The sequence below is a fragment of the Paenibacillus psychroresistens genome (assembly GCF_009728935.1).
Lineage (GTDB): Bacteria > Bacillota > Bacilli > Paenibacillales > NBRC-103111 > Paenibacillus_AC > Paenibacillus_AC psychroresistens.
In genome coordinates, this window is record NZ_CP034235.1 from 466,626 (window position 1) to 478,718 (window position 12,093).

Below are 12,093 nucleotides of genomic sequence, written 5' to 3' on the forward strand. Positions count from 1 at the left end.
TATAGCAGCGAGGTTTGGATCTTATACACATGAAGGAGGATTTGAAAATGGAGAAATCGAAATACGAAAAGCATTTTTCCGAGGATAGCTTTTGGAATAAGATTGGTAAGTATGCTAAAGAAGCAGGAACTAAAGTAGTCTATAGCGGCCTTATCCTTTATTATGCTGTTCAAAGTCCGAACACACCGTTAAAATCGAAAATCCAAATATATGGAGCTCTGGGATATTTAATTCTTCCTCTGGATTTGGTACCAGATTTCTTGCCGGTGGTTGGTTATGTCGATGATTTAGGAGCTTTGGGGCTAGCAATTGCAGCTACTGCAATGAGTATTGATGATAACGTCAAACAACAGGCAAAGGATAAAATTACTGGTTTTTTTGGACCAGATATCTTGAATAATCAGGATATTATTGATGTTGACTCGCAGATAGTGGATGAGGAGAAAGAGGGGGAATCGACTCCTGAAAAATAATTCTTTTAATGAAGCGGTCATACCCACTATAAAGGATTTATAATGTTTAATTATAGTCATTCTCGGACTGTACAGAGCCTGATCATGCTTGCTATGATGATTAATGGAGATGTTTGGAAGGGGGATGTAGACGATGAATTCACATAAAAGCTTTCCGTTAGTAGAGACAGAGCGCTTGCTCCTCAGAGAAATTTTATTAGAAGATGCAGCTGATTTATTTGGCTATTATAATGATCGGCTGGTTACCCAATATTTAGATTGGTTCGGTCCGTCCTCAGTAGATCATGCCAAAGATATCATTACGAACTGGAGCAATCAATTTCAGCAAGGTACTTTCATGCGTTGGGGGATCACCCTCAAAGAGGATAAAAAGGTAATCGGCACGATCCTGCTTGCTCCCGTTAGAGGGCCTTTTGAATGGAAATTACCCTTAGTTATTGGGTATGAATTGTCACGGGAATACTGGAACCAAGGAATTATGTCGGAAGCTGTGCAAGCGGCTATAGCTTTTGCTTTTGATGAGCTGGGCAACCACAGAGTTTGTGCGGAGGTTTTTCCAGAGAATACAGCATCCCTGAGAATATTAAAAAGGCTCGGCTTCCAAGAAGAAGGCTTGTTAAAAAAACATCTATGGCACGAGGGTACTAAGACTTGGCATGATGTGATTACTTTGGCTGTTTTGAAAAATTCTTAGAATGAATAAAATTAAGTGATGGAGAAGCTTTCGAGGCTTCTCCATTTTCCATTTCTCCATATCACTATTTGGCGAATTATGGTAAGGTTTAATAAAATAGGTCTAGAATGGATGATGATTTTGAAGAAACGCACTATAAGAAATTGGCTTTTAAAAATGAGTATGCTTTGTTTAATTGTAGTAATATGTACAGCAGCAACTACCCAGAAGGATCCTCTGAGTATAACTCAGAAGCTTGCTATTAAGGATGATCGAGGCGAGAACTGGTTACTGAAAAATACCAAGGAATATAAGATGAAATGGTCCCTAAGTGATGAAAGTCCGTATCAACATTATGAGCTTTCTCAAGGTCCAAACGGTCTGCTATTTGCTCAAAATTTTAAAGAACTTATTGCGATTAACGCGGATACTGGAGAGACAGTATGGAAGATTCCAAGTAAATATCAATTCGGAGTTGTTCCAACGATAGGCAGCGATGGGTCTTATTATAAATTTTCTTTGGAAAACGCTAAGCAATTATCCCCGAATATTTTACAGACTGATATTTCTCGATTTGGAGTGGATGGGACTAAAACGGTATTCTCGTCTATTAAATTACATGTTACAAAAGAAAGGTCGATTCATTCAAGTCAGCAAGTAGGGGATTCAGCAGGGAATTTTATTGTATTAACCGACAAAGGTTTGTTATCGATTAAGCCAGATGGATCAACGAATTGGTTGTTAGACAAGATTAAAACCTCAAAAGCTAGCTTTAATTCAAAGACAACGGATGGGTTATTCTCCGATTCCAAAGGGAATATCTTTATGATATTTAGCAATACCATAGTTTCGCTTAGCACTAAAGGAAAAGTGAATTGGGCACGCGAGTATTCCTTTACTAAGGACTATAACCATGTGGTTACCTCCATTACAACAGGGGGATTTCTTCTGCAACAAACGTCTGCTAAAGATTATAGTTCATACGAGTCGAAGCTATATGATATGACCGCGAAAGGTCTGATCCTGGTGAAAGAAGCATCCATTATCAACAAAAACCTGGGAAATTCAGATCAAAACGGCGGATACTATAATCTGATTGATAATACGAATACCGTAATAGATCGGGATTATATAACAGGTAAGACAAAGTGGAGTTATAGCTTGAGCAAATATGAGAGACAAGCAGGTTTAAGTCTATACAGTGGTGATTTAAGAGTGGATCCACAAGGGAATGTATTCTTTGGTAATAATGCAGGAACGGTCTATTCGCTTGATAATAAAGGCAAGCCGAGATTCATTCTGGCGATGAAGAATGCTATTATAGCCAATGCTAACATTCTGCCGATTAATGGGAATTCAGTTATTCTGACTGTGAATAGTCATATTGTTTGTATTGAGAAGATAGTTAAGTAGATTAGTTTTCTCTAAATGGAAGGGTTAGGTGAGTGGTTTGGTTCGAAAAGGTTATTTTAAAGGGAGTAAAGCTGTAATTTCAATCCTCATTTTTTTTGTTATGATTTTAAATGTGAGTACCGTTTTCGCAGATGTTAAGGTTTATGAAGGGCAATATCTGCAACAAGCGAATACATTAAAAGCTTTAGGTTTATTTCAAGGAACCGCTAAGGGATTTGAACTAACTCGCAAACCTTCTAGAGTGGAGGGAGCAGTAATGCTGCTTCGTTTACTTGGAAAAGAGGATACAGCTAATGAGCAAAAGAATAAACATCCTTTTAAAGATGTCCCTAAATGGGCGGATTCGGCAATTGGATATATGTATGCCAATCATTTAACAAGCGGAATAACCCCAACCAGCTTTGGATCCAATGACGATTTATCTGCGTTGCAGTATGCTACTTTTATTCTCAGAGCGCTTGGATATGATGATACTCTTGGTGATTTTAAATGGAATCAATCGATAGATAAATTGCTTGAATTGAATATTATTAAACCAGAGCAAAAAGACCAATTGAATAGCACTGTGTTTTTGAGAGATCATGTTGCTCTACTCTCCTTTAATTCTTTAAAAGCATCAATGAAAAGTAATGTGGAACTTAGTGCTACGCTGATTGAAAAGGGAGTCATAACTTTAGCGACTGCCCAGACTACTGGTGTGGTGAGTAGGTCGGTTCCCCAAATCACAAACGGTAAGGGGATTACTTTTCTACATACCAAATATGACGATATGAACCTTGTGGTTAGAGCTGATGATATGGATACTGCGCTCAAATCTTATACAAGTATCGCCATCCAATCCTTTGATAATCAAGAACAATATGACGCTGAAGTTAAGAAAGTGGAAACGAACACATTGGATTACAATCAATTTTTACTAACTAATTCGGCAAAAACATCGGATGTAAATCTGGTAAAGCTCTATGATCACCGTTTAATTAAAGGCGGGTATTCACGGAACGGAGATGATGCTCAAAAAGTCTTCTTTTGTTTAACTGTATTTTATAATGAATTCCAAGTGCCATTGGGCTATATGAAAAATCAATTGCCATTGGTTGGAGAAAAAGAATCAAATATGTTTGAATACGATTCAACCAATAAAACGGAAAATGTAAAGGTTACTCCACAACAAATAATTCCTGAAGGAGTCGAAATACTAAAACGTAAAGCTCAAAAACCTGCCCCATTCGAACTCCAATAAACACTTCGCCCTCACCGTACTGACGTTCACCGGAGGAAGCGAAACGGGCTTTCGGACTCTTGCAATTGAGGAATAATGTTTATGTAAGGCAAGTTAGCGATCTCATAGCAATGTATGAGAGCTATGAGCTTCTACGAATTATGTGAAGATTATTGTTGTGTTATAATGAATAAATAAGATTTCTTTCGGGGGGTGGCAAAATGCGGTGGGAAGAGGTTAGGGAACAGTTTCCCAATGAATGGGTGGTGTGTGAGACGTTACAATCTCATTCTGAAGGCGGGTTTTGTTTTATTGAAGAGGTAATGGTTATTGATCGATTTGAAGATTCCAGAGTTGCCATGAAGCGTTACTATGAGCTGCATCAAGACAAGCCATTAAGGGAGTATGGTTTTTTCCATACCTCTCGTGAAACGTTACAGCTCCGGGAAAAGTGGGCGGGGGTACGCGGTCCAAGATGAATATTGACGTGGTATATGGACTTCCATTCGTTACAGTTTCCATTTGTTTCCGTGGGAAAGAAGTTCTGTTGGATCGAGTATTACTTGATACGGGTTCTGCCGGTACAGTCTTTAATGCTGACGTTGTAGATCAGATTGGAGTAATGGTAGAACCTGAAGATATTCTGAATAAAATTAGAGGTGTAGGTGGAGTTGAAATCGTTTATTCCAAACACTTTGACTTCGTTCGTTTTGGAGAGGTTTCTTTGAAAGGATTTGAAGTGGAAATTGGAGAGATGAATTATGGAATGAAGATTGATGGCATTCTTGGATTTGATTTTATTCGAGATGCTAGTCTGATTATTGATTCTAAGGAATTGAAGATTTCAGTACATAAATGATTTAAGCATAATCAGTATCATTAATTTTATAAAACCTTGATGCGCTGAGTGTTCGGTGTATCAAGGTTTTGTTTTTAATTGATATTTAAGCGTAAAATACTGCCCACCTAAAATTAAGAATATTTCTATGAGATAATCTTCCTCAGATTTAATTTAGAAGGTTCTCTAATCTCCAGCTCCCCAGCCTGAAAATCACATTTACTCAATCATCTTGTTGCAAAGGCAGCATGATGGTAATTTTTGTGCCCAATCCAGCTTGACTATGAATGGTTACACCGTAGTTTTGTCCGTAAGCAAGTTGCACACGTTCATGAACATTTTTGATACCATATCCTGCTTTCGATTCTGAGGATAACAGTGCTTCTACTTGTTCTGAAGACATTCCGCAACCGTCATCTTCTACTTCAAGTAAGAGCGCTGGAACACCAACGTGCATGGATTGGTAAACACGGATGGAGATTTCCAGACACTTATGATCATCATATATGGCGTGATTAATGGCGTTTTCGACAAAAGGTTGCAATAACAATTTTAACGTTTCATAGGTTGACAAGCTTTCGTCAACTTCCCAGCGTTCAATAAAGCTATCATCAAAGCGCATATGCTGGATTGCAAGATAGTGTTTTGTAAGGGTGATTTCTTTTTCCAGCGTAATATATTGATGCCCCATATTTAGTGATGTTTGATAGAATCTTGCGAGATGGTTTACAATTTTGCTTACTTCAATATCATCGTTTTGGATGGCCAGAGAGGAAATACCCGACAGTGTATTATAAAGAAAATGTGGATTGATCTGGCTTTGCAGTGCATAAAGTTCCGCATCGCGCTTGGCAATTTCCTTGACATACAGCGTATCAATCAAATCTTTGAGACGTCTGCTCATCTTGTTGAAAGCTGCGCTTAATTGACCAATTTCATCCTTGCTGGAATCAGTGAGCAAGAGGGTGAAATTTCCTTGCTCTACTTGCGCTGCTTGTCGGTTTAATTTACGCAGGCGGCGCGAAAGGTATTTGGCAATGACAATGATCATTAAGATGGATAAGACAAGACTAAAGAGCGCAATTACAACAATTTGCAAAGCTGTTTTACGAGATGAACGCATTATTTCGTCAATTGGTGTGAGAGAAACTGTTTTCCAACCATGATTCATGGTGTTATACACCAGCAAATTGGGATGTTCGTTTATGGTGACGATTTCTTGATTGATTGACAACTCGGGGCCGATGGCTTCGCTAAATGACAGGTTTAAAAGCGATTTATCTGATGCAGAGATTATTTGATTTTTTTCATTGAGCAAGTAGACACTTTTGTTTTGCTCTTCTTTTTCAATTAACTTGTAGAGTAATTCTTCATGGAGACCGATAGTCACCATTCCGTAAAATTGGCTTTGTGTGTTAAAGTTGAGAATTCGCCCAAGATATATCACGTTTTCCCCGTTTTTGTCTTGAATCACGTTGCTGAATATATTGTTGCCGTATGTTTGTTGTAATTGAATTAGGTACTGAATCGGCAAATTTTCAAGTGTGATATGTTTGAGAAACAGACCATCCTCCGGAAGTGAATTATTGTCTGTATAAAGGTTGATGCTGGCAAGGTTGTTGTTCGCAGTCAGAAAGCTGTATAAGAGTCCATCGATATATCGGTATGCTTCGAGGATAGAATAGTCGGTTGTGTAGGTTTGCGTAAGATAAGCTTGTAAGGTTTCATCTGTATAAATCAGAGATGAAACTTGGCGAAGAGTATCCAAACGAGCATTTACATTGCTGCTGATTTGTTGGTTGCTGCTATACATATTTTCATAAGTCAATTCCAACAACCGTTGCTCCGTGCGATCATAGAAGAAAACCGTAATAAATATAAGAGGGGTGATCGTTACGGTAAGAAACATGAGCAGCAATTTCTGCAGCAAAGACGAATTGTTGAAAAGCCTTTTCAATGTCTTCATGCTCGTGATCCCTTTTTCGCGTGTGTACGGTATTGGTTAGGGGTGAGCCCAGTGCGTTTGAAAAAGACAGCGCCGAAATAGGAGGGGCTTTCATAGCCGACTCGTTTGGCAATCTCATGAATTCTAATATTTGTTTCCTGCAGCATGAGGCCAGCATTATCCATGCGGATCTGAGTCACATATTCCATTAATGTTTTTCCGGTTACATCTTTGAATATAGTTCGGAGATAGTTGGGTGAAAGAAAGATGAGTTCAGTCAGCATATCAATCGTAATAACCTGTCCATAATTTTTTTGTATGATATTGCATACTTCGTTGACAATCTCGATATGTCGATCGACAGGAGATGCTTCCAACTCGTCCATCATAGTGCTCAGTATTTGCCGCATGTGTGTCTTCATAGATTGCATGCTTTCCATCAGGGAAAGGCGCCCGAAAAATCGGGAATCTTTTTCAATTATGTCTTGCAAATGACGGTTATTAGCCGCAACTGCAGACAGCACCGCATCAAAAACTGAAACGCTGTCTACAAAAGCTTGACTGATATTTCCGGGTGGCAGACCACCATCGTAAAAGTCATGGAGCCATTCTTCAACTTGGTCTCTGCGGTTTTGTTGTACGGCGGCAATCAAGTGTTCTGTTTTGGGAAATGGTTCCTTGCGCCATACGACTTGCATATTATCCCAGTTGTCGTTGATAAGTCCTGTACCGTGAATAGCAACCAGTTGATTGCGCATTTGCAGCATCTTTGGCCATTGTTTTGTAAAGATGAGCAGTGACTGTGGGTTGTCTGTCAGGGATAGAGATATCCAACGTTGCGCATTCGCAGACTGATTCCGCCAATGCGTAAACACTTTGCTGTCTGATTCCTTTGTGACGAAAATCCATTGGCCATCGCGCAGTTTGGTCAGTACACCGGGGAAAAAACTGGGCAATCCGACGATGAAAAATTCTAATCTTTCCACAGTGGAAAAATCACCGGAAGGCGCGTCGAATGTAAGCGGATTCTCTGTCAACAGAGTATATTCGTCTATACTGATAAATACAAAGTAGAATGTTTTGTTATCCGCAGGAAGATGCAAATGGTGGTTGTATACAGTAGTAACTTCGTCCGCTAAGCCGGAGAGCAGATTACCCCCGATTTGAAGAAGTTCTCGCAGGTATTCTCCCGACGTTAATAAGGTGGAATTGAGTAGGTTTTTCTGCTCTTCACAACGTTGACGAACCGTCCTCATAGTAGTAGCCAGTTCTTCGTGGTCAATTGGCTTCAGCAAATAGCCGCAGGCACCATGTTGCAGTGCGGCACAAGCATAATCAAATTCATTGTATCCACTTAGAAAAACAATTTGAATTTTAGGGAAGCGAGTATGAACTTGTTTACAGAGTTCAATGCCGTCCATGAAAGGCATTTTAACGTCGGTAATGAGAATATCCGGTTGTAGGGATTCTATTTTTGTCAATGCATCTCGTCCGTTGCTGGCAGTGGCAATGACACGGCAGGACATTTGTTCCCAATCTATATAATTGGCAAGATTATCTAAAGTGAGCCGTTCGTCATCGACTAAAATAATATTGTACATAGATCCTCCACGCATATCGTTAGATATAGTCGTTATAGATGGTACCCTTACTTAGAATAGAGTATAGCATTAACCCCTATTTTTCAATCAAAACACTTGATATTGTGAAAGTTCGTTTTTTTATGATAGAAATCGGAAAATCGTGATATAGCCATACAATACAAGATTCTATATGATGAATTAGCAATCTTAAATTGGACATGAGGAGGCGGGAGAATGGAATATGGGGTGGATAGAAGCAACGAGAAAACGCCGTTTCTTAAAAATCCTACAATTAAAAAAATGGTTCGACAGCGATATTTTTATTTGCTTCTAATTCCGGGAGTTGTATGGGCAGCATTGTTTGCTTACGCTCCTATGGTTGGTTTGTACATGGCATTTGTAAATTATCAGCCTACTTTAGGAAATTTCTGGGGCTCTCTTTTTAAAGCGGATTTTGTGGGATTTCAGTGGTTTGAACACTTCTTTTCAGGACAAGATTTTTTGCGAGTGATGCGCAATACCTTGGTTTCGAGTGTGTTAACACTGTCGATAGGGTTTATTCTTCCTATTTTTATTGCAATAACGCTGAATGAAGTAAGATTAAACTGGTTTAAACGGACGGTACAAACAGCCTCCTATTTACCATTTTTTATTTCATGGGTTGTTGCTTCAAGTATTGTTATTACATTGTTATCCGCTGAAGGACCTGTAAATCAGCTGCTGATGAAAATCGGAGTTGTAGAACAAGGTGTTTTGTTTATGCAGGCAGGCAAGATGTTCTGGATCATTATAGCCCTTTCGAATGCTTGGAAAGATATGGGTTACAATTCCATCATGTATCTGGCTGCCATTGCTGCAATTCCAACGGAGTTATTTGAAGCTGCGAAAGTGGACGGCGCCAATCGGTTGAAGCAAATCTGGCACGTTTTACTGCCGATGCTGCGGCCTACGATTATTATTCTGTTGATTTTGAACATCGGCAACTTGATGAATACCGGGTTTGATCAATATTTTTTACTGGGTAATTCACTGAATAGATCATATTCTGATGTAATTGATACCTATGCGTTCCGTTATGGCATTCAGAATGGCATGTTCTCATATGCAGCTGCTGTAAGTATGTTCAAATCAGTAATAGCGTTTATTCTGGTGATTACTGTAAACAATATATCTAAAAAAATGGGCCAAACTCATCTGTTCTAAAAGTTGTGCATACGGCTGGGGGAGGAATAAGAAAATGGATAATGAAGTTGCACGGTATAACAAGACAGGCGCTAGAAGCAAGTGGCCACAGCGCTATACGCTGGCAACAATTACGGGAAATATAATCGTTTACGGATTTTTATTGTTATTGTTCATCGTTACATTTTTTCCGTTCTGGCATATTTTCATTTTGTCCCTGAATGATGCGTCTGACCCAACTTATGGGCAATTTATGCTGTGGCCAAGCGATTTCAGCCTGGCCAGTTACAAAACCGTTTTGAGTGATGCAGAAATTCTGAATTCCATCGTAGTGACGGTTGGTCGAACGGTGATAGGAGTACCTCTTACGCTGGCTTGCGTTTCAATGCTGGCTTATGCACTAAGTAAAAGAGAACTTGTAGGCTGGCGTGGAATTAATTTGTTTTTTGTATTTACGATGTATTTCAGCGGTGGATTGATTCCCACTTACATGGTAGTGCGCAGCTTGAATCTGATCGACAGTTTCTGGGTTTTTATCTTCCCCGGGATTATGAGTATATTTTGGATGATATTGGTTCGCACCTTCATGGAGGGTTTGCCAAAAGAAATGGAGGAAGCGGCACAAATAGAAGGTGCAAATGACATTCAGATTTTTCTGAAAATAATTATACCTGTGTGTACTCCGGTACTGGCTACGATTACCTTGTTTTCAGCCATTGGTCATTGGAATGCTTGGTATGATTCTTACATTTACACCTATAATCCTGATTTGAAAACATTGTCTGCTGTTTTGGTGAAAATTCTGAATCAGTTCCAGACCAATGACATGTTAAGTGCGTCAGAGCAGCTTGCCAATGAACAGCGTAAGATGCCGGTATCCAGTGAGAGTATCCGTATGGCAGTTACTATGGTAGCTACACTTCCGATCATCCTTATGTATCCATTACTGCAAAAGTACTTCCTAAAAGGAATGCTTATTGGGGCAGTAAAAGGCTAAGCGCTACCAATCAAAGATCGTGTTTTCGCCCCTATCCCGTATCTGATATCCAGTTCGGAATATGGTTGAAATATAAAATTCATAGGAGGGTATCAGAATGAGAAAAAGAATCGTTATGGTAGCGGTACTTGCATGCACTATGCTTTGGAGCGCATGTAGTGCCGGAAACAAAAATGTGGCTGAAACCGTATCCAAAGTGGAAGAAGTAAACAGTACAACGACGCCCAAAGTGGAAGAAGTAAACAGTCCAACGAAGAAGCCTATTACATTAACTTTGTTTGACAAAAATGTGGGTGATCCGTTTACTAACCCTGTTGCACTAGAAATTACAGAGCGTACAGGTGTTTCTATTGAGGTTCAGCAACCTACCGGTAATCCGGATGAGAAACTGAATTTGATGTTAGTCAGCGGAGATTTGCCTGATATTGCTCTAATTGACAGACGTGAAGCAACCTTGAACAAATACATTGCCGGTGGAGCTTTGATTCCGCTGAATGATTTGATTAAGGAGCACGCTCCGAATATCATGAAGCGTTATGGTGACGTGCTATCCAAAAGTGTGTACGAGGATGGTAAGAATTATTATTTGAACAACTGGTACGGATTGGATCCGGATCCAAACTGGGCAATCAATATGCGTATGGATGTCCTGGAAGAGTTCGGATATGCCGAGCGCGCATTGGCCGGAGATTCCTTTACACAGGATGAATTTTTGGACTTGCTGAAGAAATTTAAGGAGAAATATCCTGAGGTAGACGGAAAACCTTCCATACCGATGACAGTGAACGCAGATCACATGCCTACCATAATTGGCTCATTCAAGGCGATGTATGGGATGAAAACTTATTATGAGCATGATGGCCGTCTTGAATTTGATGTAAGAGATCCGCATTACTTGGAAATGATCAAATACATCAATAAACTTTATTCAGAAGGCTTGCTTGACCGTGAATGGGGAATCAATAAAGTTCAAAATTATGAGCAGAAAACGGCCAGCGGACGTGTGTTTGCAACGGCGGGCGGTATCGTGGGTGCTGCCAACGTTGCATTTCGCACTCAATACGGCGCGGATACAAATAAAATATTCTACGGATTTAAAGTGACGGCCCCAGGCGTTGATCCAGATAAAACAACTTATGGGCCGCGTAGTTCTTTGGGCTGGGACGGAGTTGGTATTACAACAGCGAATAAGCATCCGGTAGAAACGATCAAATTTTTGGACTTCCTAGCGAGTGAAGAAGGCCAATATTTGCTGATGTGGGGTAAAGAAGGCATGAACTGGAATATGGAGAACGGTGTTCATAAACCGACACAAGAAGCATTGGATGCAATCAGTGCTGATTGGGCGAAATTCTCGAAAGAAACAGGCGCGCGCAAATGGACATGGATGATTCGTAATGGATTGGGCGAAGACGGCACTCCTTATGACTTAATGTTCCGTTACAAAAGAGAGAAATGGGATCAACATGCACTGAAATCAATGGCAGGTTCCACTTGGGATACCGCGCTTTATGATGATCTCGGTCCAAAGGGAGGCACACCTGACGCATTGAGTGAGCAAAAAATCAAGGATATTATCGACAATAGCTTCTCCACTATGGTGTATGCAAAGTCACAGGATGAAATTGACGGTATGTATGCAAAAATGATTGCTGAGTTAGATGCAAACAAAGCAGTAAAAATCGAAGATATTTACACGGCTAACTATAAGGATCGTATGAAATTGTATAATGCTTCTGAAAACAACTAAGCATTAGCAATCCGAAAGAG

Annotated in this window: 11 protein-coding genes; 9 read left to right on the forward strand and 2 right to left on the reverse strand. The window is 39.8% G+C overall.

Going from position 1 to position 12,093, the window contains the following annotated elements; translation table 11 throughout:
- Positions 1-47 precede the first annotated feature (47 nt).
- The 6 genes from EHS13_RS02340 to EHS13_RS02365 all read left to right on the forward strand — a co-directional run bounded on the left by EHS13_RS02340 (position 48) and on the right by EHS13_RS02365 (position 4,637).
- On the forward strand, positions 48-473 hold the full coding sequence (locus EHS13_RS02340; RefSeq protein ID WP_155698822.1) for a YkvA family protein: 426 nt from the start codon (positions 48-50) through the stop codon (positions 471-473).
- Between the two features lie 133 nt (positions 474-606).
- On the forward strand, positions 607-1,167 hold the full coding sequence (locus EHS13_RS02345; RefSeq protein ID WP_155698823.1) for a GNAT family N-acetyltransferase: 561 nt from the start codon (positions 607-609) through the stop codon (positions 1,165-1,167).
- 78 nt (positions 1,168-1,245) lie between these two features.
- On the forward strand, positions 1,246-2,559 hold the full coding sequence (locus EHS13_RS02350) for a hypothetical protein (RefSeq protein ID WP_227013762.1): 1,314 nt from the start codon (positions 1,246-1,248) through the stop codon (positions 2,557-2,559).
- Between the two features lie 100 nt (positions 2,560-2,659).
- Positions 2,660-3,799, forward strand: coding sequence for a hypothetical protein (locus EHS13_RS02355; RefSeq protein ID WP_155698825.1), 1,140 nt, complete (start codon positions 2,660-2,662; stop codon positions 3,797-3,799).
- Between the two features lie 200 nt (positions 3,800-3,999).
- On the forward strand, positions 4,000-4,257 hold the full coding sequence (locus tag EHS13_RS02360; protein ID WP_155698826.1) for a hypothetical protein: 258 nt from the start codon (positions 4,000-4,002) through the stop codon (positions 4,255-4,257).
- The gene (locus tag EHS13_RS02365; protein ID WP_155698827.1) at positions 4,254-4,637 is read left to right on the forward strand and encodes a retropepsin-like aspartic protease; all 384 of its coding nucleotides are present in this window, start codon (positions 4,254-4,256) and stop codon (positions 4,635-4,637) included. Before EHS13_RS02360 ends, EHS13_RS02365 begins: the two co-directional genes overlap by 4 nt.
- Before the next feature lie 202 nt (positions 4,638-4,839).
- Here the strand turns inward: EHS13_RS02365 and EHS13_RS02370 are convergent, their stop codons facing one another.
- The gene (locus tag EHS13_RS02370; RefSeq protein ID WP_155698828.1) at positions 4,840-6,582 is read right to left on the reverse strand and encodes a sensor histidine kinase; all 1,743 of its coding nucleotides are present in this window, start codon (positions 6,580-6,582) and stop codon (positions 4,840-4,842) included.
- On the reverse strand, positions 6,579-8,162 hold the full coding sequence (locus EHS13_RS02375; RefSeq protein WP_162462925.1) for a response regulator: 1,584 nt from the start codon (positions 8,160-8,162) through the stop codon (positions 6,579-6,581). The genes EHS13_RS02370 and EHS13_RS02375 overlap by 4 nt, the downstream gene beginning before the upstream one ends.
- A 216-nt stretch (positions 8,163-8,378) precedes the next feature.
- Between EHS13_RS02375 and EHS13_RS02380 the strand changes: the two genes are divergently transcribed.
- The 3 genes from EHS13_RS02380 to EHS13_RS02390 all read left to right on the forward strand — a co-directional run bounded on the left by EHS13_RS02380 (position 8,379) and on the right by EHS13_RS02390 (position 12,073).
- On the forward strand, positions 8,379-9,347 hold the full coding sequence (locus EHS13_RS02380; RefSeq protein WP_155698830.1) for an ABC transporter permease: 969 nt from the start codon (positions 8,379-8,381) through the stop codon (positions 9,345-9,347).
- A 34-nt stretch (positions 9,348-9,381) separates the two neighbouring features.
- Entirely contained in the window at positions 9,382-10,323 is a 942-nt protein-coding gene (locus EHS13_RS02385; RefSeq protein ID WP_227013763.1) for a carbohydrate ABC transporter permease, read from the forward strand.
- Positions 10,324-10,420: 97 nt separating this feature from the next.
- Entirely contained in the window at positions 10,421-12,073 is a 1,653-nt protein-coding gene (locus EHS13_RS02390) for an extracellular solute-binding protein (RefSeq protein WP_155698831.1), read from the forward strand.
- Positions 12,074-12,093 lie beyond the last annotated feature (20 nt).

Bases quoted from the DNA above. Each gene is read 5' to 3' on its own strand.
- EHS13_RS02385 (WP_227013763.1), top strand. From the start codon at position 9,382: ATGGATAATGAAGTTGCACGGTATAACAAGACAGGCGCTAGAAGCAAG.
- EHS13_RS02370 (WP_155698828.1), bottom strand. From the start codon at position 6,582: ATGAAGACATTGAAAAGGCTTTTCAACAATTCGTCTTTGCTGCAGAAA.
- EHS13_RS02340 (WP_155698822.1), top strand. From the start codon at position 48: ATGGAGAAATCGAAATACGAAAAGCATTTTTCCGAGGATAGCTTTTGG.
- EHS13_RS02350 (WP_227013762.1), top strand. From the start codon at position 1,246: ATGGTAAGGTTTAATAAAATAGGTCTAGAATGGATGATGATTTTGAAG.
- EHS13_RS02355 (WP_155698825.1), top strand. From the start codon at position 2,660: ATGATTTTAAATGTGAGTACCGTTTTCGCAGATGTTAAGGTTTATGAA.
- EHS13_RS02380 (WP_155698830.1), top strand. From the start codon at position 8,379: ATGGAATATGGGGTGGATAGAAGCAACGAGAAAACGCCGTTTCTTAAA.
- EHS13_RS02365 (WP_155698827.1), top strand. From the start codon at position 4,254: ATGAATATTGACGTGGTATATGGACTTCCATTCGTTACAGTTTCCATT.
- EHS13_RS02360 (WP_155698826.1), top strand. From the start codon at position 4,000: ATGCGGTGGGAAGAGGTTAGGGAACAGTTTCCCAATGAATGGGTGGTG.
- EHS13_RS02375 (WP_162462925.1), bottom strand. From the start codon at position 8,162: ATGTACAATATTATTTTAGTCGATGACGAACGGCTCACTTTAGATAAT.
- EHS13_RS02390 (WP_155698831.1), top strand. From the start codon at position 10,421: ATGAGAAAAAGAATCGTTATGGTAGCGGTACTTGCATGCACTATGCTT.
- EHS13_RS02345 (WP_155698823.1), top strand. From the start codon at position 607: ATGAATTCACATAAAAGCTTTCCGTTAGTAGAGACAGAGCGCTTGCTC.